Here is a 25,411-nt window from a genome sequence, read left to right as displayed (position 1 = left end):
AGGAGATCCCATGAAACCCCTGTTCAGTCTTGTTTTTCTGACATTCCTGCCCTTTGCGGCGCAGGCCGAGGGGCCCCTTGCCCCCCAGCCCGCGACCAGCGTGCAATGGGAGGCGCTGATCTATCATCAACGCCCGGTGGTGGTGTTCGCCGACAGCCCGGAGGATCCGGCCTTCCTGCGGCAGATGGCGCTGCTGGCGCGCGATACCGGCGAGCTGGCAGAGCGTGACGTGGTGCTGATCACCGACACCGATCCCGCCACCCCGTCCGAGTTGCGGCAAAAGCTCAGACCGCGTGGCTTCAGCCTTGTGTTGCTGGACAAGGATCTGAAACCGATCCTGCGCAAGCCGCTGCCCTGGGATCTGCGCGAAATCACCCGCGCCATCGACAAGTTTCCGCTGCGGCGGCAGGAAATGCTGGAGCGCCATCCGGGGCGCTGACGCCACTATTCGCGGAAATCCTCGGCCGAAGGGATGCGCCCGAAGGCAATTTTCGCCCCGGTATAGGGCACGTGATGCGGCGGCAACTGCCCGTAGCGGATGGTATCCTGCCCGAAGCGCTGGTTCAGCGCATCGACCACCGCATTCAGCCGACTGTTGCGCGCCACAGGTTCGGGCGAAGCAAACAGGTCGGGCACAAACTCCGCCTCGGCCAGCAGGCTGCCCAGGGTGACATTCACCGCCAGCGGTTTGTGCTGCGGCAATTGCCCCCAGTAGCGGTCGAAGGTTTCCAGCAGAAAACCCGTATCCTGCGTGCAGCGGATGGTGCCGCCCTGCCCGATATGCCCCGCCCGCGCGCATTTCACCCCGACATGCAGGCTGCGGGTATAGAACCCCTCGCGCCGCAGCCGGGCCGCCGCCTTGACCAGCAGCCGCCGCGCCACCAGACGTGCGCCCTCTGCCGAGGTATTGCCCGCCGTCAGCACCTGCCCATGGCCGATCATGCCGCGTTTGGTGGCAGGCCAGACCACGGTTTCGCCGCGCAATTCGCGGATGAAACGTTCGCCCGCAACATTGCCCCAGATCGCCCGCGCCCGCTTTGGATCGAGGTGATAGAGCGCCCGCACATCCGCAATCCCTGCCGCCTCCAGCCGGGCCTTCATCCGCCAGGAAATGCCGGGCAGATCGTCCAGCGCCAGATGCGCGATCCGCTCGGGCAGGATCTCCGGCAGCAACCAGTGCAGGCCACCCGGCTTTTCCAACCCTGCCGCCAGCTTTGCCAGCAGCCGCGTCGGCGCCAGCCCCACCGAACAGCGCAGAGCCGGATGCACCAGATGCAGCACCGCCTGCTGCAAGGCCTGACCAATCTCCAGCGCGCGGGGCAGATCCTGCTGCGATCCGGTCAGCAGACAGGAACATTCGTCGATCGACCAGACCCGGTCCACCGGCAGAATCGTATCCACCGCCCGCAGGATGGCATGGTGATAGCGCACGCAGACATCGTGCTGCACCGGGCGAAACACGATGCCGGGGCACAGCTGCCGCGCCTCGTTCTGCCGGGTGCCCATCCGGACGCCACGCCGCTTGGCCTCGGCGCTGGCAGCGATACAAGCCGCGTTGGGCGCATCCGTCGTCAACACGCCAACGGGCCTGCCCATCAGCGCCGGTTCCTCGGCCTGTGCGACCGAGGCGTAGAAGCTGTTCATATCGAAGAACAGGGTGGAGACACGGCGCGACATGGGCATGCGACTCGGCGAATGGCGAAGGCCCCATCATAGAACAAAATGGGAACAAATCGCCAGTCCGAAGTGGCAGCCATGACGCGCCGTGCCGGGTCACCTTATTCAAACTCCAGGATCACATCATCCACCTTGAGCGAGGCGCCCGCCGTGGCATTGACCTTTTTGACCACGCCCTTGCGTTCGGCCTTGAGGATGTTTTCCATCTTCATCGCCTCGACCGTGGCCAGCGCCTGCCCTTCCTGCACCTCGTCGCCTTCAGCCACGTTGATCTTCACGATCAGACCGGGCATCGGGCAGAGCAGGAATTTCGACGTGTCTGGCGGCAGTTTTTCCGGCATCAGCTTGGCCAGCTCTGCCGCGCGGGGCGTGCGCACATGCACCTTCAGATCCGCGCCGCGCAGCCGGATGCGGAAGCCCATCGGGATCTTGCCGACCTTCATCACCACCGGGGTGCCATCCACCATCACCCGCGCCAGTGCCTGCCCCGGCGTCCAGTCAGAGGTGACGCGCAGGCGGGTGCCATCGGCAAAGGTGACGGTCGATCCGTCCTTGTCGGCGGCGATGGTCACTGCCAGATCCTGCCCCTGCGCCGACACCACCCAATCATCCCCGACCTTGCGTTCGTGATTGTCCATCGTGCCGGAAATGCGGGTGCGGCGGATCTCGGCCACACGGTTCATCGCAGCGGTTGCCGCCGCCACCCGGCGCAGCGTCGCCGCGTCAAGCTGCACACCGCTGAACCCATCGGGATATTCCTCGGCGATGAAGGCCGTGGTGATATTGCCCGAGGTGAAGCGCGGATGTTCCATCACCGCCGAACAGAACGGCAGGTTATGGCCGATGCCTTCCACCTCGAACGTATCCAGCGCGAGGCGCATTTCTTCAATCGCCTCGGCCCGCGTCGGCCCCCAGGTGCAGAGCTTGGCGATCATCGGGTCGTAATACATGCTGATCTCGCCGCCCTCAAAGACGCCGGTATCATTGCGCACCACACCGCCGCGCGCGGTCGGCCCTTCCACCGGCGGACGGTAGCGGGTCAGGCGGCCAATCGAGGGCAGGAAGTTGCGATAGGGATCTTCGGCATAAAGGCGGCTTTCCATCGCCCAGCCATTGATCTTCAGATCTTCCTGCTTGAACGGCAGCGGCTCACCTGCCGCGACGCGGATCATCTGCTCCACCAGATCGACGCCGGTGATCAGTTCGGTCACCGGATGTTCCACCTGAAGCCGGGTGTTCATTTCCAGGAAATAGAAGTTGCGGTTGCCATCGACGATGAATTCCACCGTCCCGGCGCTGGTATAGCCCACCGCCCGGGCCAGCGCGCAGGCCTGTTCGCCCATCGCCTTGCGGGTCGCCTCATCCAGGAAGGGCGACGGGGCCTCTTCGATCACCTTCTGGTTCCGGCGCTGGATCGAACATTCCCGCTCGTGCAGGTAGACGGTATTGCCGTGTTTGTCGGCCAGCACCTGAATTTCGATATGGCGCGGTTGCGTCACGAATTTCTCGATGAAGATGCGGTCATCGCCAAAGCTGTTGGCGGCCTCGTTCTTCGAGGATTCAAAGCCTTCCTTGACCTCGGATTCACTCCACGCGATGCGCATCCCCTTGCCGCCGCCGCCGGCAGAGGCCTTGATCATCACCGGATAGCCGATCTGACCCGAGATTTTCACCGCCTCGTCGCCATCCGCGATCAGCCCCATATAACCGGGCACGGTGGACACCCCCGCCTCCATCGCCAGCTTTTTCGAGGTGATCTTGTCGCCCATCGCCTCGATGGCCGGGGACGGCGGGCCGATGAACACCACGCCCTCCTTCTCCAGCGCGGCGGCGAAATTCATGTTTTCCGACAGAAAGCCATAGCCCGGATGCACCGCCTCGGCCCCGGTGGCGCGGATCGCCTCCATGATCTTGTCGATCACGATATAGGACTGGTTCGCGGGCGGCGGGCCGATGTGATAGGCCTCATCGGCCATTTTCACATGCAGGGCATTGCGGTCGGCGTCCGAATAGACAGCGACCGTCTTGATGCCCATCTTGCGGGCCGTCTTGATCACACGGCAGGCGATTTCGCCCCGGTTTGCAATCAGGATCTTCTTGAACATTCGGCTTCCTTCCCTCAACCGCAGGCGGGCCGGCCTGCGCAGTCATATGCGAAACGAAAAAGGCCATCCGGGCGGAATGCCCGAATGGCCTTGGTGATTGGCAGACAGAAGGCAGACCGGCGCGCCGCGAATGCAGCGGCCGCAGCCGTTTCTGTCAGATCAGTAGCAGGGCGCCATGCCCGGAACGCCGCAGGTCGCGCCACCGGCAAGCGCACCAAGTGCTGCACCGGCAACCATGTTTTCATCCATGGCATCGGCAGCCGCAGCCCCGAGAACTGCACCGGCGACGGCACGGCCGCCTTGGGTTTGCAGCGGGCCGGTCGGCTGGCCATAGCCACCACCCGATTGGGTGCAGCCTGCAACAGCGCCTGCCATGGCGACGACGAAAAGAAGGGAAGAAAGACGCATTGTGCTCGGCCTCCGTGAGCGGATGTTATGTCGGCCAAGTGTAGCGGATTGATTTGCCGTGAAAAGGCAATTTCCCGTGCGCAGCACGTCTCGGCAAAGGCTTGCCGATAAAGATCAGACCCGGCGCCAGCCTTGCCGCCCGAAAAGGGCCCGACCCAAACAGGGCCGGGCTTCAGGAAGGGGGAAGGGGTGCGGAGGGAACCGCAAAGGGAACGCACAGGGATCTGTGTGGCCTTGCCCACAGCATGGCGCAGCCCCGCGGAACGGGCAAAGACAAAAGCCGACACACGAAAGAGATGCGCGGCTTTTTGCCCGAAAACCAAGGGGTTGCGCGGAAACATGCTCATTCGTCCTCATCATCCCAATCATCGTCGAACAGCACCGGCGGCGCATCTTCGGCAAAGACTTCGGGGAAAGAGGCCTGCGCCCGCTTCAGATCGACCCTGAGCAGCGCATCGTAAGAGCAAGGATCGAACGGATCTTCGGCCGGCACGACTTCGCGCCCGAACAGCCACGACAGGCGTCCGGCATCCAGATTACCACGTTCGAACGGGTCTTCACCGAAATGCGCCCAGAGCGCCGCCATGAAAGCGGTATCTGCGGCCCGGTCGACGTTTTTGCGATCCTTGTAGCGTTCCCGCCGGATGATCTTGGTCGGGCCATCTTTCTTGTTGGCGCGACGAATCACGAACTGAAAGTCGGTTCCGGTCATACGGCCCGGAAAACCACGATGTTTCAGCATGTTGCACCTCCGGTTGCGGAGATGCGAAGCGGGGCGGGCCTGGCCGCCAGCGGCCTGTTGGCCCGCCCCGAAGGATTATTTGTATTTGCCGGTGTAGACGGGCTCGGTCGTGACCGCAGGCTCGTCGACGTAGACGACTTCTTCGGTTTTTGCAGCGCAAGCGGCCAGATAGGCAACGGCGCAGAGCGACAGAATGATACGCATGCTGTTCGACATCCTCTTCTAAAGTTTTCTTGGAGGGTCAGCGGCACCAACGCATTGGCCCACAGCCCCCGACACGAGGTATGAAACGCTTGGGAACGTCTCCCGGAAACAATAGACATTTTCCGGCCCGATTGACACGACGAACTGCGCAAAGCCGCCATCTGTGACTCGGCTACATCAGGTGAGCAAAGATCCGGGGTTTGGATCGCAACATATTGTGCCGACATCAGTAAATCTCCCAGATGCAGGCGCCGTCCTGCAGGGCAAAAGCTTCAAAGAATTGCGTGGCCTCCGGGGCGGTTTCGCCGAACGGCACCGCCACGTCAGACAGGCTGATGATGATCTGCTGCGGCATCGGGCCGAATTCGGCGATGCGGGGCAGCGCGAACTGTTCGCACAGCACCTGCATATCCTGCACAGCGGCATCAAAATCCACCGCCCCCCCTGCCCGCGCGATCTGCGGCGCAAGGAAGCGGAACCGCATGGTCAGGCCATGCGGACCCATTTCATTCCAGATCACGTCCTGAAGCGTGACCGGCTGGCCCGACGGCACCAGGATCGGCGCGCCATCGCCCACCAGAACGACGTTGCCCGCCGCCGGATTTGTCATCATGTCGGAAGACGGCACGGTCATGCGCCCCCCTTGTTCAACAGCACGCGCCGCGCCTTGGGCGGGGCCGCGAGATCGGTGATCTTGCCAAAGGCCGCCAGCTTGGCCTCTTGTTCCGTCGCCGTTGCGGCGCGCAGATCAAAGATCGCAGCCCCACCCGGGGCCAGCGCCTGATCCAGAAACGGCAGATAAAGGTCGACCGGGTAATGGAACCCGCAAGACAGGAACGACACCGCCAGATCAACCGGCCCTGCCGTCTCGGGCGCCACTTCGCGCGGGTTGAGCGTGGCAATACGATCCGCAGAAATGCCGTTATCTTCCAGCAGCTTGCGCGCGACGGACAGGCTCGAATAGGCGGCCCCCTCTTCGGCAAAGCCGAAGTGGCGGCGTTCGTTGGATTCAAGGTCGATCAGCAGCAGCTCGCATCCCAGATCCTGCGCCGCGAACAGATCGAACAGCGCATAACCGCAGCCGATATCGGCCAGCCTGCGGGGGGCAAGCTGTGCCAGCAAGGGGGCCATCGCCCGGTATTCCGCCTGAATGACCCCGGCGGCCCGGCGCGCGATATCTTCGCCCAGATCCTCGATCACCCGCGCAATGGGATCCAGATCCCCCGCATTCCACGCCCGGATCACCTGCCCGGATTTCGGGCGGTCAAACATGACCTCCGACCGTTGCAGGATCAGGTTCAGATAGTCGTCAGGCCCCAGAGCCGAAAAGTCCAATGCCCTGATGGCAGGTCCTTTCGCCTCTGCGCCGATGTCGATAGCCAACTGCATGGATACGATACCCCCTTGGTTCGCGTTCTGCGTTACAGGGGGATGTTATCGTGCTTCTTCCAGGGGTTTGCCAGCTTCTTGCCACGCAACGAGGCAAAGGCGCGGGCCACCCGGCGGCGGGTCGAATGGGGCATGATCACCTCGTCGATGAACCCCCGCTCTGCCGCCACGAAGGGATTGGCGAAACGGTCCTCGTAATCCTTGGTCCGCGCCGCGATCTTGTCCTTGTCGCCCAGCTCGCTGCGATAGAGAATTTCTGTCGCGCCCTTGGCCCCCATCACCGCGATTTCCGCCGTGGGCCAGGCATAGTTGAAATCACCGCGCAGGTGTTTCGAGGCCATCACGTCATAGGCACCGCCGTAAGCCTTGCGGGTGATCACCGTCACCTTCGGGACCGTCGCCTCGCCATAGGCGAACAGCAGTTTCGCGCCGTGCTTGATGACGCCACCATATTCCTGGCTCGTGCCCGGCAGGAAGCCCGGCACATCCACCAGTGTCAGGATCGGAATTTCAAACGCATCGCAGAAGCGCACGAACCGCGCGGCCTTGCGCGAGCTGTCAATGTCGAGGCAGCCCGCCAGCACCATCGGCTGATTGGCGACGATGCCGACCGACTGGCCTTCGATCCGCACAAAGCCGGTGATGATGTTCGCCGCGTAATCCTTTTGAATCTCGAAGAAATCGCCCTCATCGGCGATTTTCCCGATCAGCTCTTTCATGTCATAGGGCTGGTTCGGGTTGTCGGGGATCAGCGTATCAAGGCTGTGCTCCACCCGCGACGGATCGTCAAAGAACGGCCGCACCGGCGCACGTTCGCGGTTGTTGAGCGGCAGGAAGTCGATCAGGCGGCGGGTTTCGGCCATCGCCTCCACGTCGTTTTCAAACGCGCCATCGGCCACCGAGGATTTCTTGGTATGGGTCGAGGCCCCACCCAGCTCTTCGGCCGTCACCACCTCGTTCGTCACGGTTTTCACCACATCAGGGCCGGTGACGAACATGTAAGAGCTGTCTTTGACCATGAAGATGAAGTCGGTCATGGCCGGGCTGTAAACCGCGCCACCGGCGCAGGGGCCCATGATCACCGAAATCTGCGGCACCACACCGCTGGCCATCACATTGCGCTGGAACACTTCGGCATATCCGGCCAGCGAGGCCACGCCCTCTTGAATCCGGGCCCCGCCGGAATCGTTCAGCCCGATCACCGGCGCGCCGTTCTGCATCGCCATATCCATGATCTTGCAGATCTTCTGGGCATGGGTTTCTGACAGCGAGCCGCCGAATACCGTGAAATCCTGTGAAAAGACATAGACCATACGGCCATTTACCGTGCCCCAGCCGGTCACGACCCCGTCGCCTGCCGGGCGGTCCTGCTCCATGCCGAAATCGGTGCAGCGATGCCGCACAAACATGTCGAACTCTTCAAAGGAGCCTTCGTCCAGCAACAGCTCGATCCGTTCGCGCGCCGTCAGTTTGCCCTTGGCATGTTGCGCCTCGACCCGGCGTTCGCCGCCGCCCGCGCGGGCCACAGCGCGACGATCTTCAAGCTCTTGCAGGATGTCTTTCATTACGGTCCCCCTTGGAATCGAGCGGACATTAGGCGCAAGCGCGGATTTCCCAAAGCAAAATTCAGAAAATTTGCAAATTATTGGCAAGGCTGATTCTGCAAATTGCAAATTCGCAAAACATTGCATTTTCAGCGTCGGCGCGGCACAGCTTGGCAATATCCCCAATAGGTGCCCCGATGCCTGCCATTCCCGTGCCGATCCTGACCATCGGCCTGCTCATCGCCTCCAACATCTTCATGACCTTCGCCTGGTATGGCCATCTGAAATACAAGACCGCACCCCTGGTCACGGTCATCTTCATCTCCTGGGGCATCGCGCTGTTTGAATACATGCTGATGGTGCCCGCGAACCGTTATGGGCATGGATATTTTTCGGCGGCAGAGCTGAAAACCATTCAGGAAGTGATCACGCTGGTGGTATTTGCGCTGTTTTCGGTGTTTTTCCTGAAAGAGCCGCTGACCTGGAACCACCTTGTCGGCTTTGCTTTCATCACCGCCGGGGCATTCTTCATTTTTCACAAATGGTGATGCACAGAGATCTGTGCATTCCGGCAATGGACAGGGCGGCAGCCGCAGCGTAGCCCTGTGGCATGACCCTGCGTGCCCCCCGTTTCCTTGACCCGGAAACCCCGCCCAAAATCGTGACGCTGATCCTGCTTGCAGGTGTGTCGGCGCTGACGATGAATATCTTTCTGCCCTCCCTGCCCGGCATGGCGGAACATTTTGATGTGCCCTATGCGCTGATGCAGTTGTCGGTCGCGCTGTATCTGGCGCTGTCGGCGGCGTTGCAGATCGTGATCGGCCCGATTTCAGACCGCTTTGGCCGCCGTCATGTGGTGCTGGGATCGCTGATCCTGTTCCTGCTGGCGACGGTGGGCACCCTGCTTGCGCCCAATGCCACGGTGTTTCTGGTGTTCCGCATGGCGCAGGCGGTGATTGCGGCGGGCATGGTGCTCAGCCGGGCCATCGTGCGCGATATGGTCAGCGATGCCGAGGCCGCCTCGATGATCGGTTATGTCACAATGGGCATGAGCCTCGTGCCGATGATCGGCCCGGTGATCGGCGGGGTGCTGGACGAAGCCTTTGGCTGGCACGCGAATTTCGGGCTGCTGCTGGTGCTTGGCCTTGTGGTGCTGGTGCTGTGCTGGCGCGATCTGGGCGAGACGGCGACCCTGCAAAAGATGAGCTTTGCCGCCCAGATGCGGCAATATCCGGGGCTGCTGACCTCGCAGCGGTTCTGGGGCTATTGCCTGTCGGCGGCCTTCGCCTCGGGCTGCTTTTTCGCCTATCTGGGCGGCGCGCCCTATGTCGGCAATGTGGTGTTCGGCCTCAGCTCCAGCCAGATCGGCGTGTTGTTCGCCCTGACCGCCGTGGGCTATGCGGCGGGCAATTTTCTGGCCGGGCGTTATTCGGTGCGCATCGGCATGAACCGGATGGTGCTGATGGGCACGCTGGTCACAACGGCGGGTCTGCTGGTGCTGACCCTGCTGTCGCTGCTGGGGCTGACCAATGCCGTGGTGTTTTTCGGCCTGACCGTGTCGATGGGCCTTGGCAACGGCATGTCGCTGCCCAATGCCAATGCCGGGATCCTGTCGGTGCGGCCAGAGCTTGCGGGCACCGCCTCGGGTCTGGGCGGGGCCTTCATCATTGGTGGTGGCGCGGGGCTGGCTGCGCTGGCCGGGGCCCTGCTGCCACCGGGGGCGACTGAAATGCCGCTGGTGCTGCTGATGCTGGCCTCCTCGGTCGCCTCGGTTCTGGCGATTCTGTGGGTGATCCGCCGGGCGCGACAATTGGGCCTGTCCGGCTGATCCCTGCCCGCTTGACAGGCCCAGTTTGCAAAGGCCACATGCGCTTTGCAAAGGAGAGCCATCCATGTCGACGCAAAAGCTGTACGCCGGGGTCAAACTGCGCGAGCTGCGGGGTCGCCTTGGCCTGACGCAAAAGGCCTTTGCCGACAAGCTGGCGATTTCGCTGCCCTATCTCAACCAGATGGAAAACAACCACCGGCCGGTCTCGGCCTCGGTCGTGCTGGCGCTGGTGCAGGAATTCGGCTTCGATGTGACCGAGCTGACCACCGGCGATGCCGAGCGGATCGTGTCGGACATGCGCGAGGCGCTGGCCGATCCGGTGTTTCAGGCCGCCGCCCCACCGCTGGCCGATCTGCGGCTGGCCGCCTCCAATGCCCCTGCCCTTGCGCGCGCCTTCCTTGATCTGCATCGCGCCTATCGCCAGACGCATGAACGGCTCGCCTCGCTGGACGAGGCGCTGGGGCGCGAAGATGCGGGCCTGCGCCCCTCGCCCTGGGAAGAGGTGCGCGACTTCTTTCACTATTGCGACAACTATCTGGACGCGATTGACCGGGCGGCGGAACATTATGCGATGCCCGGCGGCGTGCGCAAAGACCCGCTGGTGATCGCCACCGAAACCCTGAGCCGCGCCGGGATCAGCCTGCAATTTTCCGACAATGCCACGTTGCGCAGCTTCAATGCTGGCGAAGGCCTGCTGGCGATTTCGGGCCGCGCCTCCAGCCCGACGCAGCGGTTTCAACTGCTGTATCAGGTGGCGCTGGCCACGCAGAATGATCTGCTGGAGGCCACGCTGGATCTGGCCCGCTTTGCCACGCCCGAAGCGCGCGACATCGCCAAGATCGGTCTGGCCAATTACTTTGCCGGGGCCGCCCTGATGCCCTATCGCGCGTTTCAACAGGCCGCGATGGAGACGCGGCATGATCTGGAACGTCTGGCAGATCTGTTCGGGGCCTCGATCGAACAGGTCGCCCATCGCCTGTCGACGCTGCAAAGGCCGGGGTCCAAGGGGATTCCGTTCTTTTTCGTGCGGGTCGATCAGGCGGGCACCATCACCAAACGCCACTCGGCCACCCGCCTGCAATTCGCGCGTTTTGGCGGGGCCTGCCCGCTGTGGAACGTGCATCGCGCCTTTGAAACGCCGGGGCAATTCTTGCGCCAACTGGCCGAAACGCCGGACGGTGTGCGGTATCTGTGCCTTGCCCGTGATGTGAGCAAGCCCGGCGGCTCGTTCAACGCGCCGGTGCGCCGCTACGCCATCTGTCTGGGCTGCGAGGTGCAGCATGCCGATGCGCTGGTCTATGCCAATGGGCTGGACCTGCGGGGCAAGTTTGAACCCATTGGCATATCCTGCCGGATCTGCGAGCGCCGCGACTGCCACCAGAGATCGGTGCCGCCGCTGGAACGGCGGCTGCGGGTCGACCCCGACCGCCGCGGCATCCTGCCCTATGAGATTGCAGAGTGACCCGATCGCAAATCAGGCGCTGAGCCGTTTCCAGATCGTGTCTTTCAACAGCGCGCGGGTCTTGCGCAACTCGGCCTCGTGATCCGCGCTGGTCGGCTCCACCAGCGTTTCGGCCCGATGCACCTTGCGGTTCACCGTGTGGTATTCCTCCACCAGCCGCGCAAAATGCGCATCGGTTTCTTTCAGCGCCGAGATCTTTCCGGCCTCGGCGGGGAATTCTTCGGCCAGTTCATGCGGGGTGTTCGACATCTGCCTGCTCCTTTTGTGGTCTGACAGAAGCCTAGCCAAGCCCGCGCCCCGCCACCTTGACCCGGATCAAACGCGTGCGAAATCGACGCCCCTGTCGCTGCCGACAGGGGCGCGTTCAGCGCTGATTGACCTGCCAGGCCGGGTTGATCCACGGCTCCTGGTTCGAGGGGGCCAGTGGCGCGCGCCCAAGCAGGTGATCCGCCGCCTTTTCGCCCACCATGATCGACGGCGCGTTCAGGTTGCCATTGGTCACCCGCGGGAAGATCGAGCTGTCGGCCACGCGCAGCCCCTCTACCCCGATCACCCGGCATTCCGGGTCGACCACTGCCGTCGGATCATCACGCCGCCCCATCCGGGCCGTGCCGCAGGGATGATAGGCGCTTTCCACATGCGCACGGATGAAATCATCCAGTTCCGCATCGCTCTGCACCGCAGACCCCGGCTGAATTTCATGTTTCATGAAGGGTTTGAACGCATCCTGACCAAAGATCTCGCGGGTCAGGCGGATGCAGCGGCGGAAATCGTCCCAGTCAGAGGGGTCCGACATATAGTTGAACTGGATTTTCGGGGCCACCGCCGGATCCCCCGACCGCAGCGTGACCGCCCCGCGCGAGACTGAGCGCATCGGCCCGACATGGGCCTGAAACCCATGGCCTTCAGCCGACGCCTTGCCATCATAACGCACGGCGATGGGCAGGAAGTGGTATTGGATATCCGGGTAATCCACGCCGGGTTTTGAACGGATGAAGGCGCAGGCCTCGAACTGGTTCGAGGCGCCCAGCCCCTTGCGGGTGAACAGCCATTGCGCGCCGATGGCTGCCTTGCCCCAGAGGTTCCAGTATTTGTAAAGCGTCACCGGCTGGCTGGCGGCGAATTGCAGATACAGTTCCAGATGGTCCTGCAAATTGGCCCCAACCCCCGGACGATCCGCCACCACCTTGATGCCATGCTGCGCCAGATGCGCGCCTGCGCCGATGCCTGACAGCATCAGGATCTTCGGCGTGTTGATCGAGGATGCGGCCACCACCACCTCGCGGCTGGCGCGGATCACCTCGATCTTGCCGCCCCGCTCTACCTCGACCCCGACAGCGCGGCCCTGTTCGATCACGACGCGGCGGGCAAAGGCCCGGATCAGGCGCACTTTCCCGGTGCGTTGTGCCGGTTTCAGATAGGCATTGGCCGCCGACCAGCGCTGCCCCTTCCAAATCGTCGCCTCCATGGCGCCGAAACCTTCCTGCTGCTGGCCATTGTAATCGGCTGTCACAGGATAGCCGGCCTGCTGCCCGGCAGCGATGAAGGCATTGAACAGCGGATTGGCGCGCGGGCCGCGCGTGATGTGCAAGGGGCCGTCATTGCCACGAAACGCCGCATCGCCGCTGTCGCCGTGCCAATGTTCCATACGCTGAAAATACGGCAGCACATCGGCATAAGACCAGCCATGCGCGCCCTGTTCGGCCCAATGGTCAAAGTCGCGGGCATGGCCGCGCACATAAACCATGCCGTTGATCGACGACGATCCGCCGATCACCTTGCCGCGCGGCGTGGCCAGCACCCGCCCGCCCAGATGCGGTTCGGGTTCGGTCTGGAAGCCCCAGTCATAGCGCCGCATGTTCATCGGATAGCTGAGCGCGGCCGGCATCTGGATGAACGGCCCGGCATCGGTGCCGCCATGTTCGATGACGGTCACACTCCGCCCCGCCTCGGCCAGACGATAGGCCGTGGCACAGCCCGCAGACCCCGCGCCGATGATGACGAATTCAGTGCTCATACCCGGCTCCGGTCAATAGGGGGAATCGACGGGGCCCATGCCCACATAGACAGACTTGATCTGCGTGTAATGTTCGACCGCAGCCTTGCCATTCTCGCGCCCGACGCCCGAGAGTTTGGAGCCGCCAAACGGCCCTTCCACCGGCGTCAGGTTATAGGCGTTGATCCAGCAGGTGCCCGCCTCCAGCGCCGCCACAACCCGATGCGCGCGGGTCAGATCGGCGGTGAACACACCGGCGGCAAGGCCGAATTCCGTGGCGTTGGCGCGGGTTACTGCCTCTTCTTCATCCGCGAAATCCAGCACGGCCATCACCGGGCCGAACACCTCCTCGCGGGCCAGCGTCATCGTGTCGGTCACATCGGCAAAGACGGTGGGCTGCACAAAACAGCCCGCCAGATCTGCGCCCAAGGCCCCGCCACAGATCAGGCGCGCGCCTTCGGCCTTGGCGGTTTCTACATAACCCATCACCTTGTCGCACTGTGCCGCGCTGACCAGCGGGCCCATCTGTGTCGCCATGTCCAGCGGATCGCCCAGCGTGATCGCCGCCGTCCGCTCGGCCAGACGGGCGAGGAAACGGTCCTTGATGCCCCGTTGCACAAACACCCGCGTGCCATTGGAGCAGACCTGCCCGGCGGAATAGAAATTGCCCAGCATGGCCGCGCCGACCGCACTTTCCAGATCGGCATCATCAAAGATGATCAGCGGCGACTTGCCGCCCAGTTCCATCGTCACATGGCGCACGCCGTCTGCCGCCGCCGCATAGACGCGCCGCCCGGTCGGCACCGATCCGGTCAGCGAGACCTTGGCCACGCGCGGGTCGGTAACGAGCGCCCCGCCCACAGCCCCGCGCCCCTGCACCACGTTGAACAGCCCCGCCGGAAGCCCGGCCTCCACCAGAATTTCCGCCAGTTGCAAGGCCCCCAGCGGCGTCACTTCCGAGGGTTTGAACACCATCGCATTGCCCATGGCCAGTGCGGGCGCGGCTTTCCAGCAGGCGATCTGGCTGGGATAATTCCATGCGCCGATGCCGACACAAACGCCCAGCGGTTCGCGCAGCGTATAGACGAAATCGCGCCCCAGAGGCACCGTTTCCCCCGTCACCGACGGCGCAAGCCCGGCAAAGAACTCCAGCGCATCCGCCCCCGAAGGCCAGTCGGCCACCGTGGTTTCCTGCAAGGGCTTGCCGGTATCCAGTGTTTCCAGCCAGGACAGATCGGCGTTGCGGTCGCGGATCAGATCCGCCGCGCGGCGCAGGATACGGGCGCGTTCCACCGGGCGGGTCTGCCCCCAGGCCTTCTGCGCGGCATGGGCAGCGGCAAGCGCGGCCTCCACCACGGCAGGCGTCGCCTCACGCAGACGCGCGATCACTTCGCCGGTGGCCGGGTAGATCACCTCGATCACGGCCCCGGCGCTGTCTTCGACATAGGCGCCGTTCACAAAATGGCTGGCTTTCGGTTGTGCTTTCATCAGTCGCGCCCTTTCAGTTCCGCCGCCACGAAGTTCAGCACCGTGGCCACTGCCGAGGCCGAATCAGGCGGCCCCTCCTTCAATGCTTCGCGCAGATACACACCGTCGATCAGCGCCCCGAGGCCGGTGGCAACCTGCCCCGCCCGCGCGCCGATCAAGGGTTTCAGACTGTGCATCAGGTTGGATTTCAGCCGCCGCTGATAGACCGACAGCAGGCGTCGCGCCTCCGGCACGGTCTGGGCCAGCACATAGAAGTTGAGCCAGGCCCCCACCGCCTCGCGCCGGAAGTTGCCGGGGCTGAACGAGGCGCGCAAAATCGCGTGCAACCGCGCCTCTGGCCCATCCACCGCAGCCAGCGCGCCGCGCACCTCGGCCCCATAAAGCGACAACACATGGCGCATCGCGGCCAGGAAAATCTCTTCCTTGGAGCCGAAGTAATGATGCGCCAGCGCCGAGGACATGCCCGCCCGTTTGGCGATCTGGCTGACCGTCACATCCAGCGATCCGGCACGCCCGATCTCAAAGATCGTCGCTTTGACCAGCGCGGCCTTTCGGATAGGCTCCATTCCAAGCTTGGGCACGGCGGCTTCCTCAATAAAATGCTTGCCAAACTGAGCTAACGTGAAGTTTATTGACTCGTCAATCAACAAAAAGCGCATGAGCGCAAACCCCAGGGAGACGACATGACCAAAGTTAAATCTGCGCTTCTTGCCACCGCCGTGGCTTTTGCCTTTGTTGGCACCGCCCATGCCGAGGGCTGCGACAAGGTGACATTCTCGGATGTTGGCTGGACCGATATCACCGCCACCACCGCCGCAGCCAGTGTGCTGCTGGAGGCCCTGGGCTATGAGACCGAGACCAAACTCCTGTCGGTGCCGGTAACTTATACCGCGCTGGCCGAAGGCGATGTGGATGTGTTCCTCGGCAACTGGATGCCGACGATGGAAGCCGACATCGCCCCCTACCGCGAGGCCGGGTCGGTGGAAACCGTGCGCACCAATCTGGAAGGCGCGAAATACACGCTGGCCACCAACGAGGCCGGGGCCGCGCTTGGCATCAAGGATTTTGCCGATATTGCCGCCAACAAGGACGCGCTCGAAGGCAGGATCTACGGGATCGAGCCGGGCAATGACGGCAACCGCCTGATCCTCGACATCATCGAAAAGGATGCCTTCGGTCTGAAAGGCTTCGAGGTCGTCGAAAGCTCTGAACAGGGGATGCTGGCCGAAGTGGCACGCAGCACCGGCGATGCCAAGCCGATCATCTTCCTCGGCTGGGAACCCCACCCGATGAACGCCAATTTCAAAATGACCTATCTGACCGGCGGCGATGATTTCTTCGGCCCCAATCTGGGCGGGGCCGTGGTGGCGACCAATGTGCGCAAAGGCTATGTAGCGGAATGCCCGAATACCGGCAAGCTGCTGGAAAACCTTGCGTTCTCGCTTCAGATGGAAAACGAGATCATGGGTGCGATCCTGAATGACGGCACCGATCCGGCCGAAGCGGCCACCACCTGGCTGAAGGCCAACCCGGCCACGATCGAGCCCTGGCTTGCGGGCGTCACCGCCAAGGATGGCGGCGATGGTCTGGCGGCGGTCAAGACCGCACTCGGCCTCTGATCCGACCGGCACATGCCCTCCCCCCACCGGGGGAGGGTTTTTTCGATCTGCCTCCTCATCGCAAAGGATGCCTGCCGGATGCTCGACTGGCTCACTGACAACAAACTGCCGCTTGGAAAGATTTCCAAAACCGCCTTCGACTGGATGAAGGCCAATCTGTCGCCGCTGTTCGATGCCATGGGCATGGTGATGGAAGCGCTGATCGACGCGATCCTCTGGGTGCTGCAAACGCCGCATCCGCTGGTCATCATCGCGGCCTTCCTCGGGCTGACCTGGTATCTGCAACGCAGCTGGAAAATCCTCGTCTTCGTCGCCCTCGGCTTCCTGTTCATCCTCAATCAGGGCTATTGGGAGGAAACGACCGAAAGCCTGACCCTCGTGCTGTCAAGCTGCGTGGTCTGTCTGGGGCTGGGCGTGCCGATCGGCATCTGGGCGGCGCATCGGCCCAAGGTCTATGCGGCGATGACCCCGGTGCTGGATCTGATGCAGACCCTGCCAACCTTCGTCTATCTTATTCCCGCCATTGTGTTTTTTGGCATCGGCATGGTGCCCGGCCTGATTGCCACGGTGATTTTCGTGCTGCCGGCCCCGATCCGCATGACCCATCTGGGCGTATCCTCCACGCCAATGCCCTTGCTGGAGGCCGCAACCGCCTTTGGCGCGACGCCCCGGCAGGTGCTGTGGAAGGTGGAACTGCCCTATGCCTTTCCGCAGATCATGGTCGGCCTGAACCAGACCATCATGCTGTCGCTGTCGATGGTGGTGATCGCGGCACTGGTCGGTGCCAACGGGCTGGGCGTGCCGGTGGTGCGGGCGCTGAACTCGGTCAATACCGCGCTCGGCTTTGAATCCGGCTTCATCATCGTCGTGGTGGCCATCATGCTTGACCGTATCCTGAGGGTGACACGCAAATGAGTGCTGTCGAATTTGATCGTGTCTCCATCGTGTTTGGCGACAACCCCGACCGCGCCCTGCCCTTGATGGATCGCGGCATGAGCCGCGCCGAAGTGCAGCAGGCCACCGGGCAGATTCTGGGGGTGCATGACTGTTCTCTCAGCGTGGCAGAGGGCGAAATCCTTGTGCTGATGGGCCTGTCCGGCTCGGGCAAATCCACGCTGCTGCGCGGGGTCAATGCCTTGAACCCGGTGGTGCGCGGGGAGGTGCGGGTGTCGGATGGCGGCAAGATGGTCTCTGTCACCAAGGCCGATCCCGACACGCTGCGCCGCCTGCGCCTGTCGCGCATCGCCATGGTGTTCCAGCAGTTCGGCTTGCTGCCCTGGCGCACGGTGCGCGAGAATGTCGGGCTGGGGCTGGAACTGGCGGGCATGCCCATCGAGGCGCGCAAGAAGCCGGTCGAAGAGCAACTGGCGCTGGTGAACCTGAGCCAATGGGCCGACCGAAAGGTGGGCGATCTGTCGGGTGGGATGCAGCAGCGGGTCGGGCTGGCGCGGGCCTTCGTGACGCAAGCGCCGATCCTGTTGATGGACGAACCGTTTTCGGCGCTTGATCCGCTGATCCGGGCAAAATTGCAGGATGAATTGCTGGACCTGCAAGCGCGGCTGAAGCGCACCATCGTCTTTGTCAGCCATGATCTCGATGAGGCCTTCAAGATCGGCAACCGCATCGCGCTGATGGAGGGCGGGCGCATCGTGCAATGCGGCACCGCCCGCGAGATCATCGCCAATCCGGTCAGCGATTATGTCGCCGATTTTGTGGCGCATATGAACCCGCTGTCGGTGCTGACCGCCCGCGATGTGATGCGCCCCGGCCCCTCTGCCGCCACACATGCGGTGGATGCGGAAACGCCGGTGAAAGAGGTGATGATGCTGATCCGCGACGGGATCGAGGAAGTGGCGGTGACTGATGGCGCGCAGGGTCTGGGCACCATCCGGGCCGCCGATGTGATGGCGCGGCTGGTCAACCCGCGCGGCTGATCCGTGCGGCCAGCCCGGAGATCCCGGGCTGGCCGCAACCGGCTTATTCGGTTTCCGCAGCTGCCGCTTTCGGTTTCGCGGCCGCCTTGGGCTTTGCCGCCGCTTTCGGCTTGGCCTCGGCCTTCGGCTTCACCGCGGCCTTTGCTTTCGGCTCAGCCTTCGGTTTTGCTGCGGCTTTCGGTTTGGCTGCTGCCTTGGGCTTGGCCGCCGCTTCGGCCTTGGGTTTGGCGGCTTTCTTCGCCGGTTTCTTGCCCTTGCCCGCCTTTTCGACAATCAACGCCATCGCCTCGTCCAGCGTGATCGCCTCGGGCGTCACGTCTTTCGGCAGGGTCGCATTGACCTTTTCCCATTTCACATAGGGGCCATAGCGCCCCGGCATCACCGAAATCAGCCCGCCATCGGGGTGCTGACCCAGTTCCTTGATCGGGGCTGCCGGTGCCGAGGCACCGCGCCCGCGCGTCGCTTTCTGCGCCAGAACCTCGACTGCGCGGTTCATGCCGATGATAAACACCTCTTCGACATCGGGGATGTTCGCATAGGTGCTGCCATGTTTGATATAGGGGCCAAAGCGGCCAATCCCGGCCTCGACCAGCACGCCGTCCTCGGGATGCGGGCCAATCGGGCGCGGCAGGTTCAGCAGGGTGATCGCGCGTTCCAGCGTCACGCTTTCCGGAGACCAGCCTTTCGGCAGGCTGGCGCGCGGCGGTTTCGGCGCCTCGGCAGTCACCTCGCCCTTTTGCACATAGGGGCCAAACCGCCCGGCGCGCAGGCTGATCGGCTGGCCATCCTCATCCTGGCCGAGAATCTTGCCATCCGGCGTCAAGGCCCCCGAATCATCGCCGACTGAAATCGGGCGGGTATACCGGCACTCGGGGTAATTACCGCAGCCGATGAACGCGCCGCCAGAGCGCGCGGTTTTCAGATGCAGCCGCCCCGATCCGCAGGTCGGGCAAGACCGGGGATCCGAGCCATCGGCCCGGGCCGGATAAAGATGCGGCCCCAGAAACTCGTCGATCTTGTCCAACACTTCGCTGATGCGCAGATCGGCGGTTTCGGCGACGGCCGCCGAGAAATCCCGCCAGAACCGCGCCAGAACCTCTTTGTAATCGCGCTCGCCCGCCGACACATCATCGAGCTGGCCTTCCAGATCGGCGGTGAAATCATATTCCACATATTTGCGGAAATAGTTGGTGAGGAAAGCGGTTACGAGCCGACCCTTGTCTTCGGGGATCAGCCGGTTCTTGTCGCGGCGCACATATTCGCGGTCCTGAATCGTGGTCAGGATCGAGGCATAGGTGGAGGGGCGGCCAATGCCCAGCTCTTCCATCCGCTTCACCAGCGTCGCCTCGGTATAGCGCGCGGGCGGCTGGGTGAAATGCTGGTCGGGGGTCACGCTGCGCTTCTCGGCGACCTCATTCTGCATGATCTGCGGCAGGCGGCCCTCGTCATCGGCATCGTCGTCGCGGCCCTCGTCATAGACCTTCAGAAAGCCGTCGAACATCATCACCTGCCCGGTGGCGCGCAGCCCCACCTGCCCGTCGGGCGAGGCGATATCGACGGTCGTGCGCTCCATCCGCGCCGCCGACATCTGGCTGGCAATCGTGCGTTTCCAGATCAGGTCATACAGCTTGCGCTGATCCGCCTCGGTCAGGCGCAGCTTTTCGGGCGCGGCAGACATATCGGTCGGGCGAATACATTCATGCGCTTCCTGCGCATTTTTCGCCTTGTTCTTGTACATGCGCGGGCTGTCGGGCACATAGGCCGGGCCAAAGCGGTCCTTGATCTCGGCCCGCGCCGACATCACCGCCTCGGGTGCCATGTCGATGCCGTCAGTCCGCATATAGGTGATGTAACCCGCCTCATAGAGCCGCTGCGCCGCCGACATGCAGGCCTTGGCCCCCATGCCGAACTTGCGGCTGGCCTCTTGTTGCAGGGTCGAAGTCATGAAGGGCGCATAGGGGTTGCGGCTGGCCGGTTTCGATTCGACCGAGGCCACGCTCAGCGCCCGGGCCGAAACCGCATGAACCGCCAGCTCTGCCGCCTCTGCCGTCGGAATATCGAACTTGTCGAGCTTCTTGCCGCCCAGAATGGTCAGCTTCGCCTCGAACTCCTGTCCGCGCGGGGTGACCAGCACCGCCGTCACCGACCAGTATTCGCGGGCGCGGAACGCCTCGATCTCCATTTCGCGTTCAACGATCAGGCGCAGGCAGACCGATTGCACTCGCCCCGCCGATTTTGCCCCCGGCAATTTGCGCCACAGCACCGGAGACAGCGTGAAGCCCACCAGATAATCCAGCGCGCGGCGGGCCAGATAGGCCTCGACCAGCGGCGTATCCACCTGACGCGGATTTTTCATCGCCTCGGTCACGGCCGCCTTGGTGATCGCGTTGAACGTCACCCGGCTGACCTTCTTGCCCTTCTTCAGGCTGGAGGCCAGCGCCTCTTGCAGGTGCCACGAAATCGCTTCGCCCTCGCGGTCAGGGTCGGTGGCAAGGATCAGCTCATCATCGGTCTTGAGCGCCTCGACAATCGCGCGAATGTGTTTCTTGCTATCGGCGGCGACCTCCCACTTCATGTCGAAATCATGTTCGGTATCGACCGAGCCATCCTTCGCTGGCAGATCGCGCACATGGCCATACGAGGCCAGCACCGTATAATCGGAGCCAAGATATTTGTTGATTGTCTTGGCCTTGGCCGGAGACTCGACGACGACGACTGCCATGAATACCTCTTGCGCCAACCCTTGCGGCGGCGCGGAAAGATGTGGTTGTGCCTGCTCCCATGTCAAGCTCGCTTGGCTGCGTCAAGCCTTGGCGGGGTTTGACGCCTATCGCGGGTCGGCGCATTGTGCCGCAGGGATGCCCTTTCAGATGGTGGAATTGCCCATGAGCCGCGCCGGACTTCTGCTTGCTTTCACCCTCCTGCCGCAGCTGGCCCATGCCTGGAGCGAACCGGCGCGCGGCAGCGCCGAACGCCGCGCCATGATGGATGCGCTGCGCCCCCATGCCGAATGGCTGCTGGATGCGCCGGTCGAATTCGTGGTGGGTGAATTGCGGGTGCAGGGCAACAGCGGCATGGCGATGGTCTCGCCGCAACGCCCCGGCGGCGGTGCGATCAATCTGGCGCGCACACCGATGGTGCTGCGCGATGGGGCCGACCCTGACCATATGGACGGCACCGATATGCAGGCCCTGCTGACCCGGCAGGGCAAGACCTGGGTGGTGGTGCATTGGGCCATCGGGGCCACCGATGTCTGGTGGGCCGATCCGCAATATTGCGGCAAATGGGGCGGCGTCATTCCCGAAGTCTGTTAAGCCCGCGACAGCAGCCCGCCCGGCTGGCGGATCAGCTTGCCCTCAAGCTCCAGCGTCAGCAATTGGGGGGCCACCTCGGCCACCGGCACCGCCAGATCGCGGATCAGCTGGTCTTCGGCCACCGGGCTGGGGCCAAGCCGGTTGAGGATCAGGCTGTGCAGCGCCGCAATATCGCGCAGCGGGCGGCGTGGTGGCGCGGCTCTGGCCGGTTCGGGCAACGCCAGATGCGGCTGCGCCTGCGGTTTGGGCACGGCCCCCAGCGCCTCGATCACATCGGCGGCAGAGCGCACCAACACCGCCCCCTCGCGGATCAGCTGATTGCAGCCCGCCGCGCGGGCATCGAACGGATGGCCCGGCACCGCGAGAACATCGCGGCCCTGATCGGCGGCCTCTTTCGCGGTGATCAGAGAGCCGGAGCGCGCTGCCGCCTCAACCACCACCACCGCGCGCGACAGGCCCGAAATGATGCGGTTGCGCAGCGGAAAATGCCGCGCCTGCGGCTCCAGCCCCGGCGGCTGTTCGCTGATCAGACAGCCCTGCGTGGCGATCCCGTCGGCCAGCGCCGCGTTTTCGACCGGATAGATCACATCCACGCCGCCTGCCAGCACCGCCACCGTGCCGCCTGCCAGCGCCGCAGCATGGGCTTCGCCATCAATGCCGCGTGCCAGCCCCGACACGACCACAAACCCTGCCTCGCTCAGCGTCTCGGCCAGTCTCCGGGCCATGCGCAGGCCAAGGCTGGAGGCGTTGCGCGCCCCCACCAGCGCCACCATCGGGCGCGACAGCAGCGCCGCATCGCCGCGCAGCCACAGCACCGGCGGCGGATCCGGCAGTTCGGCCAGGGCGGCGGGATAAAGCGCCTCGCCATGGCACAGCATCCTTGCCCCGGCCAGACGCGCCGCCCGCATTTCATGCAAAGCCACCTCGGGCGGGCAGGCCGCGTAATTCTCTACCCCTGCCGCGCGGGCAATTTCGGGCAAGGCGTCCAGCGCCGCCCCGGCGGTGCCATGTTCCGCCAGCAGGCGGTGATAGGTCACCGCCCCGATGCGGCGCGACCGGATCAGGCGCAGCCGCGCCAGCCGGTCTTCCGCGCTCAGCACCGCTGCCGGGGGGATCGGATCACAGTTCAGCCGCGCCGCCATCGCTCTGCTCCTTTAAGATGCAGGCAGCATCGCGGAGCGGTGGTTAATGGCCCGTAAAGATCTGCCCCACCCCTGCGGAAAATTGCTATGCTTGCGCAGTCGCACACAGCGCGATAGGGCAGCGCCTATGGCAGAGACAGACCAGACTGACGCCCGGAAATATGTGGCGCGCGGCGTTGCGCATGTGACGCTGCCCAAGGTGACCGAACCCCTTTCGGTGACCTTTGTTCTGGTGCCGCGCTTTACCATGCTGGCCTTTACCGCCGCGATCGAGCCGCTGCGGGTGGCCAATCAGCTGACCGGGCAGATTCTGTTCCGCTGGCGCACCTATTCCGAGGATGGCAAACCCGTCGCCTGCTCCAACGGCGTGCCGGTTCTGCCGGACGGCCCGCTGTCCGAGGCGCTGCCGCAGGGCCATGTGCTGGTCTGCGGCGGGGTGCAGCCCGAAGTGGAGATCACCGATTCGCTGGGCGACTGGGTGCGCGGCCAGTGGCGGCGGGGCCGCACCGTGGGCGGGCTCTGCACCGGCGCCTATGCGCTGGCGCGGGCGGGCATCCTCAAGGGGCGGCGCTTCACCCTGCATTGGGAAAACATCTCGGGCTTCACCGAAACCTTCCCCGATCTGGAACCCGCCCGGCAGGTGTTCTGCATCGACGAACGCATTGTCACCTGTGCCGGGGGTGTGGCCGCCGCCGACCTGATGCTCAAGCTGATCCATGACCGCTATGGCGCGCAGCTGAGCCAGGAGGTGATGAACATGTGCCTGCTGACCCAGCGGCGCACCGAAGAGGATGAACAGATCACCTCGCTGGCGGCCCGCCTGGGCACGCGCAACGAAAAGCTGATCAAGGCCGTAGCCTTTCTGGAAGCGCGGATCGAGGATGAATTCGATCTGGATGCCTGCGCCACGCATCTGGGCGTATCGCGCCGCCAGATCGAACGGCTGTTCAACCGCTATCTTGGCGTCACGCCGGTCCGTTACATGAATGACCTGCGGCTGCAACATGGCCGCGCGCTGCTGGCCGAAACCGACATGAGCGTGACCGAGGTCAGCGTGGCCTGCGGTTATGCCTCCAGTTCGCATTTCTCAAAGAGCTTCCGCAAGAAATACGGCGTCTCGCCCTATCGTTTCTCGCATTTCGGCAGCTGAGTGGGCGGCCTTGCCGCTTTGCGCCGGATCGCATGTCGCAAATCCGGTTGAACGCCGCAGAATTTTGATCAAAATGATGCGCGAAACGCCCCATACCGATCCGATACTCCGGGCCCGAGAGGAACAGACCATGCTGAATACCGAAGTCGCCAAGCGCCGTGACGATGCCATTTCGCGCGGTGTCGGAATGCAGACGCAGATTTATGCCGAACGCGCACTGAACTCCGAGGTCTGGGATATCGAGGGCAACCGCTATATCGACTTCGCGGCGGGCATCGCCGTGGTGAATACCGGCCATTGCCACCCGCGGGTGATGGCGGCAGTCGCAGCACAGATGCAGAAATTCACCCATACCTGCCATCAGGTTCTGCCCTATGAAAACTACATCCGTCTGGCAGAACGGCTCAATGCCGCTGTACCCGGCGATTTTGCCAAGAAGACCGTGTTTGTGACCACCGGGGCCGAGGCCGTGGAAAATGCGGTGAAAATCGCGCGCATCCATACCGGCCGCAATGCGGTGATTGCCTTTGGTGGGGCCTTCCATGGCCGGACCTTCATGGGCATGACGCTGACCGGCAAGGTGGAGCCCTACAAGAAGGGTTTCGGCGCGATGATGCCGGATGTGTTCCACGTTCCCTTCCCGCAGGATGTGCATGGCATTTCCACCGCCGATGCGATGGCGGGAATCACCAAGCTGTTCAAGGCTGATCTCGATCCGGCCCGCGTTGCTGCGATCATCTTTGAACCCGTGCAGGGCGAAGGCGGCTTCTACCCCGCGCCCGCCGATCTGATGCGCGCCATCCGCAAGCTCTGCGACGAGCATGGCATCGTGATGATCGCCGACGAGGTGCAGACCGGCTTTGCCCGCACCGGCACGCTGTTTGCGATGCACGGCTATGACGTGGCCGCCGACATCACCACCATGGCCAAGGGTCTGGCCGGCGGCCTGCCGCTGGCGGCGGTGACGGGCCGGGCCGAGATCATGGATGCGGCCCATCCGGGCGGGCTGGGCGGCACCTATGGCGGCAACCCGCTGGGCATTGCCGCCGCCCATGCCGTGCTGGATGTGATCGAGGAGGAAGACCTCTGTGGCCGCGCGAACGAGTTGGGCAGCCGCCTGAAGCAGAAACTTGAGGCGATCCGCGCCGTGACGCCGGAAATCAGCGACATCCGGGGCCCCGGCTTCATGGTGGCGGTGGAATTTGCCAACCCCGCCAACAAGGAGCCGGACGCCGGTTTCACCGGCCGCGTGCGGCTGGAGGCGCTGAAGCGCGGCCTGCTGCTGCTGACCTGCGGTGTATATGGCAACGTGATCCGCTTCCTGGCCCCGATCACCATTCCTGATGCGCATTTTGCCGAGGCGATGGCCATTCTGGAAGAAGCTGTGGCGGCGGCGCGGACCGCCTGAC

General features: G+C 63.7%; 24 protein-coding genes. 10 read left to right on the top strand and 14 right to left on the bottom strand.

Annotated features, from left to right (window positions below):
• Positions 1–10 precede the first annotated feature (10 nt).
• Complete coding sequence (locus tag KM031_RS15030; protein ID WP_215506572.1) at positions 11–439, top strand: DUF4174 domain-containing protein; 429 nt, start codon at positions 11–13, stop codon at positions 437–439.
• 5 nt (positions 440–444) lie between these two features.
• On the opposite strand, the gene KM031_RS15025 is transcribed toward KM031_RS15030, so the two are convergent.
• The 8 genes from KM031_RS15025 to KM031_RS14990 all read right to left on the bottom strand — a co-directional run bounded on the left by KM031_RS15025 (position 445) and on the right by KM031_RS14990 (position 8,090).
• On the bottom strand, positions 445–1,677 hold the full coding sequence (locus KM031_RS15025; protein WP_215506574.1) for a Y-family DNA polymerase: 1,233 nt from the start codon (positions 1,675–1,677) through the stop codon (positions 445–447).
• Between the two features lie 101 nt (positions 1,678–1,778).
• Positions 1,779–3,782 (bottom strand): acetyl-CoA carboxylase biotin carboxylase subunit, encoded by a 2,004-nt coding sequence (locus KM031_RS15020; protein ID WP_215506576.1) that lies wholly within the window; start codon positions 3,780–3,782, stop codon positions 1,779–1,781.
• Between the two features lie 159 nt (positions 3,783–3,941).
• Entirely contained in the window at positions 3,942–4,190 is a 249-nt protein-coding gene (locus KM031_RS15015) for a hypothetical protein (protein WP_215506578.1), read from the bottom strand.
• Between the two features lie 343 nt (positions 4,191–4,533).
• The gene (locus KM031_RS15010) at positions 4,534–4,932 is read right to left on the bottom strand and encodes a hypothetical protein (RefSeq protein WP_215506580.1); all 399 of its coding nucleotides are present in this window, start codon (positions 4,930–4,932) and stop codon (positions 4,534–4,536) included.
• Between the two features lie 75 nt (positions 4,933–5,007).
• Complete coding sequence (locus KM031_RS15005) at positions 5,008–5,136, bottom strand: hypothetical protein (RefSeq protein ID WP_260692151.1); 129 nt, start codon at positions 5,134–5,136, stop codon at positions 5,008–5,010.
• A gap of 226 nt (positions 5,137–5,362) precedes the next feature.
• Positions 5,363–5,770, bottom strand: a complete 408-nt coding sequence (locus tag KM031_RS15000) for a DUF6497 family protein (RefSeq protein WP_246567246.1) — start codon at positions 5,768–5,770, stop codon at positions 5,363–5,365.
• Positions 5,767–6,525 carry a class I SAM-dependent methyltransferase gene (locus KM031_RS14995; RefSeq protein ID WP_215506582.1) on the bottom strand — a complete coding sequence of 253 codons (759 nt, stop codon included), beginning with the start codon at positions 6,523–6,525 and terminating at the stop codon, positions 5,767–5,769. The genes KM031_RS15000 and KM031_RS14995 overlap by 4 nt, the downstream gene beginning before the upstream one ends.
• 32 nt (positions 6,526–6,557) lie before the next feature.
• The gene (locus KM031_RS14990; RefSeq protein ID WP_215506584.1) at positions 6,558–8,090 is read right to left on the bottom strand and encodes an acyl-CoA carboxylase subunit beta; all 1,533 of its coding nucleotides are present in this window, start codon (positions 8,088–8,090) and stop codon (positions 6,558–6,560) included.
• Positions 8,091–8,266: 176 nt separating this feature from the next.
• Between KM031_RS14990 and KM031_RS14985 the strand changes: the two genes are divergently transcribed.
• The 3 genes from KM031_RS14985 (at position 8,267) to KM031_RS14975 (ending at position 11,359) form a co-directional block, all read left to right on the top strand.
• Entirely contained in the window at positions 8,267–8,617 is a 351-nt protein-coding gene (locus tag KM031_RS14985; RefSeq protein ID WP_215506586.1) for a DMT family protein, read from the top strand.
• Positions 8,618–8,679: 62 nt separating this feature from the next.
• Positions 8,680–9,897: a multidrug effflux MFS transporter gene (locus KM031_RS14980; protein WP_215506588.1), complete on the top strand. Its 1,218-nt coding sequence runs from the start codon at positions 8,680–8,682 to the stop codon at positions 9,895–9,897.
• A 64-nt stretch (positions 9,898–9,961) separates the two neighbouring features.
• Positions 9,962–11,359, top strand: a complete 1,398-nt coding sequence (locus KM031_RS14975) for a helix-turn-helix domain-containing protein (protein WP_215506590.1) — start codon at positions 9,962–9,964, stop codon at positions 11,357–11,359.
• Between the two features lie 12 nt (positions 11,360–11,371).
• Here KM031_RS14975 and KM031_RS14970 read toward each other — a convergent pair whose 3' ends face one another.
• The 4 genes from KM031_RS14970 to betI all read right to left on the bottom strand — a co-directional run bounded on the left by KM031_RS14970 (position 11,372) and on the right by betI (position 15,424).
• Entirely contained in the window at positions 11,372–11,608 is a 237-nt protein-coding gene (locus KM031_RS14970; RefSeq protein WP_215506591.1) for an HP1242/YdcH family protein, read from the bottom strand.
• A 115-nt stretch (positions 11,609–11,723) separates the two neighbouring features.
• Positions 11,724–13,376 carry a choline dehydrogenase gene (gene betA, locus KM031_RS14965; RefSeq protein WP_215506593.1) on the bottom strand — a complete coding sequence of 551 codons (1,653 nt, stop codon included), beginning with the start codon at positions 13,374–13,376 and terminating at the stop codon, positions 11,724–11,726.
• 12 nt (positions 13,377–13,388) lie between these two features.
• Positions 13,389–14,843 carry a betaine-aldehyde dehydrogenase gene (gene betB, locus KM031_RS14960; protein WP_215506595.1) on the bottom strand — a complete coding sequence of 485 codons (1,455 nt, stop codon included), beginning with the start codon at positions 14,841–14,843 and terminating at the stop codon, positions 13,389–13,391.
• On the bottom strand, positions 14,843–15,424 hold the full coding sequence (betI, locus tag KM031_RS14955) for a choline-binding transcriptional repressor BetI (RefSeq protein ID WP_371878996.1): 582 nt from the start codon (positions 15,422–15,424) through the stop codon (positions 14,843–14,845). The genes betB and betI overlap by 1 nt, the downstream gene beginning before the upstream one ends.
• A gap of 102 nt (positions 15,425–15,526) precedes the next feature.
• Here betI and KM031_RS14950 point away from each other — a divergent pair, with 102 nt between their 5' ends.
• From KM031_RS14950 to choV, 3 genes are all read left to right on the top strand, one after another.
• Positions 15,527–16,462 (top strand): choline ABC transporter substrate-binding protein, encoded by a 936-nt coding sequence (locus tag KM031_RS14950; RefSeq protein ID WP_215506597.1) that lies wholly within the window; start codon positions 15,527–15,529, stop codon positions 16,460–16,462.
• Between the two features lie 78 nt (positions 16,463–16,540).
• Positions 16,541–17,377 carry a choline ABC transporter permease subunit gene (gene choW / locus KM031_RS14945; RefSeq protein ID WP_215506599.1) on the top strand — a complete coding sequence of 279 codons (837 nt, stop codon included), beginning with the start codon at positions 16,541–16,543 and terminating at the stop codon, positions 17,375–17,377.
• Positions 17,374–18,396 carry a choline ABC transporter ATP-binding protein gene (gene choV / locus KM031_RS14940; protein WP_215506601.1) on the top strand — a complete coding sequence of 341 codons (1,023 nt, stop codon included), beginning with the start codon at positions 17,374–17,376 and terminating at the stop codon, positions 18,394–18,396. The genes choW and choV overlap by 4 nt, the downstream gene beginning before the upstream one ends.
• A 43-nt stretch (positions 18,397–18,439) precedes the next feature.
• Here choV and topA read toward each other — a convergent pair whose 3' ends face one another.
• Positions 18,440–21,118, bottom strand: a complete 2,679-nt coding sequence (topA, locus tag KM031_RS14935; RefSeq protein WP_215506603.1) for a type I DNA topoisomerase — start codon at positions 21,116–21,118, stop codon at positions 18,440–18,442.
• 163 nt (positions 21,119–21,281) lie between these two features.
• On the opposite strand from topA, the gene KM031_RS14930 reads away from it, so the two are divergent.
• Positions 21,282–21,710 carry a hypothetical protein gene (locus KM031_RS14930; RefSeq protein WP_215506605.1) on the top strand — a complete coding sequence of 143 codons (429 nt, stop codon included), beginning with the start codon at positions 21,282–21,284 and terminating at the stop codon, positions 21,708–21,710.
• On the opposite strand, the gene dprA is transcribed toward KM031_RS14930, so the two are convergent.
• Positions 21,707–22,852 carry a DNA-processing protein DprA gene (gene dprA / locus KM031_RS14925; protein WP_215506607.1) on the bottom strand — a complete coding sequence of 382 codons (1,146 nt, stop codon included), beginning with the start codon at positions 22,850–22,852 and terminating at the stop codon, positions 21,707–21,709. The genes KM031_RS14930 and dprA overlap by 4 nt on opposite strands.
• Before the next feature lie 127 nt (positions 22,853–22,979).
• Here dprA and KM031_RS14920 point away from each other — a divergent pair, with 127 nt between their 5' ends.
• Together KM031_RS14920 and KM031_RS14915 are read left to right on the top strand one after the other, a co-directional pair.
• Positions 22,980–24,002, top strand: coding sequence for a GlxA family transcriptional regulator (locus tag KM031_RS14920; protein WP_215506609.1), 1,023 nt, complete (start codon positions 22,980–22,982; stop codon positions 24,000–24,002).
• 130 nt (positions 24,003–24,132) lie between these two features.
• A complete protein-coding gene (locus KM031_RS14915) occupies positions 24,133–25,410 on the top strand; it encodes a 4-aminobutyrate--2-oxoglutarate transaminase (RefSeq protein ID WP_215506611.1) in 1,278 nt (425 codons plus the stop codon).
• Position 25,411: the final 1 nt, after the last annotated feature.

This window comes from Gemmobacter fulvus (assembly GCF_018798885.1).
Classification (GTDB): Bacteria; Pseudomonadota; Alphaproteobacteria; order Rhodobacterales; family Rhodobacteraceae; genus Gemmobacter; species Gemmobacter fulvus.
Note: the sequence above shows the minus strand (reverse complement) of the source record. Positions and strands in the feature narration are given on the sequence as shown.

What these genes read in the sequence shown, in the direction of transcription:
- KM031_RS15010 (WP_215506580.1), bottom strand. Translation starts at nt 4,932, where the DNA reads ATGCTGAAACATCGTGGTTTTCCGGGCCGTATGACCGGAACCGACTTT.
- KM031_RS15030 (WP_215506572.1), top strand. Translation starts at nt 11, where the DNA reads ATGAAACCCCTGTTCAGTCTTGTTTTTCTGACATTCCTGCCCTTTGCG.
- topA (WP_215506603.1), bottom strand. Translation starts at nt 21,118, where the DNA reads ATGGCAGTCGTCGTCGTCGAGTCTCCGGCCAAGGCCAAGACAATCAAC.
- choV (WP_215506601.1), top strand. Translation starts at nt 17,374, where the DNA reads ATGAGTGCTGTCGAATTTGATCGTGTCTCCATCGTGTTTGGCGACAAC.
- KM031_RS15025 (WP_215506574.1), bottom strand. Translation starts at nt 1,677, where the DNA reads ATGTCGCGCCGTGTCTCCACCCTGTTCTTCGATATGAACAGCTTCTAC.
- KM031_RS14995 (WP_215506582.1), bottom strand. Translation starts at nt 6,525, where the DNA reads ATGCAGTTGGCTATCGACATCGGCGCAGAGGCGAAAGGACCTGCCATC.
- betA (WP_215506593.1), bottom strand. Translation starts at nt 13,376, where the DNA reads ATGAGCACTGAATTCGTCATCATCGGCGCGGGGTCTGCGGGCTGTGCC.
- KM031_RS15005 (WP_260692151.1), bottom strand. Translation starts at nt 5,136, where the DNA reads ATGCGTATCATTCTGTCGCTCTGCGCCGTTGCCTATCTGGCCGCTTGC.
- KM031_RS14920 (WP_215506609.1), top strand. Translation starts at nt 22,980, where the DNA reads ATGGCAGAGACAGACCAGACTGACGCCCGGAAATATGTGGCGCGCGGC.
- KM031_RS14970 (WP_215506591.1), bottom strand. Translation starts at nt 11,608, where the DNA reads ATGTCGAACACCCCGCATGAACTGGCCGAAGAATTCCCCGCCGAGGCC.
- betB (WP_215506595.1), bottom strand. Translation starts at nt 14,843, where the DNA reads ATGAAAGCACAACCGAAAGCCAGCCATTTTGTGAACGGCGCCTATGTC.
- KM031_RS14980 (WP_215506588.1), top strand. Translation starts at nt 8,680, where the DNA reads ATGACCCTGCGTGCCCCCCGTTTCCTTGACCCGGAAACCCCGCCCAAA.
- KM031_RS15015 (WP_215506578.1), bottom strand. Translation starts at nt 4,190, where the DNA reads ATGCGTCTTTCTTCCCTTCTTTTCGTCGTCGCCATGGCAGGCGCTGTT.
- KM031_RS14985 (WP_215506586.1), top strand. Translation starts at nt 8,267, where the DNA reads ATGCCTGCCATTCCCGTGCCGATCCTGACCATCGGCCTGCTCATCGCC.
- KM031_RS15000 (WP_246567246.1), bottom strand. Translation starts at nt 5,770, where the DNA reads ATGACCGTGCCGTCTTCCGACATGATGACAAATCCGGCGGCGGGCAAC.
- KM031_RS14915 (WP_215506611.1), top strand. Translation starts at nt 24,133, where the DNA reads ATGCTGAATACCGAAGTCGCCAAGCGCCGTGACGATGCCATTTCGCGC.
- KM031_RS14990 (WP_215506584.1), bottom strand. Translation starts at nt 8,090, where the DNA reads ATGAAAGACATCCTGCAAGAGCTTGAAGATCGTCGCGCTGTGGCCCGC.
- choW (WP_215506599.1), top strand. Translation starts at nt 16,541, where the DNA reads ATGCTCGACTGGCTCACTGACAACAAACTGCCGCTTGGAAAGATTTCC.
- KM031_RS14930 (WP_215506605.1), top strand. Translation starts at nt 21,282, where the DNA reads ATGAGCCGCGCCGGACTTCTGCTTGCTTTCACCCTCCTGCCGCAGCTG.
- dprA (WP_215506607.1), bottom strand. Translation starts at nt 22,852, where the DNA reads ATGGCGGCGCGGCTGAACTGTGATCCGATCCCCCCGGCAGCGGTGCTG.
- KM031_RS15020 (WP_215506576.1), bottom strand. Translation starts at nt 3,782, where the DNA reads ATGTTCAAGAAGATCCTGATTGCAAACCGGGGCGAAATCGCCTGCCGT.
- KM031_RS14950 (WP_215506597.1), top strand. Translation starts at nt 15,527, where the DNA reads ATGACCAAAGTTAAATCTGCGCTTCTTGCCACCGCCGTGGCTTTTGCC.
- KM031_RS14975 (WP_215506590.1), top strand. Translation starts at nt 9,962, where the DNA reads ATGTCGACGCAAAAGCTGTACGCCGGGGTCAAACTGCGCGAGCTGCGG.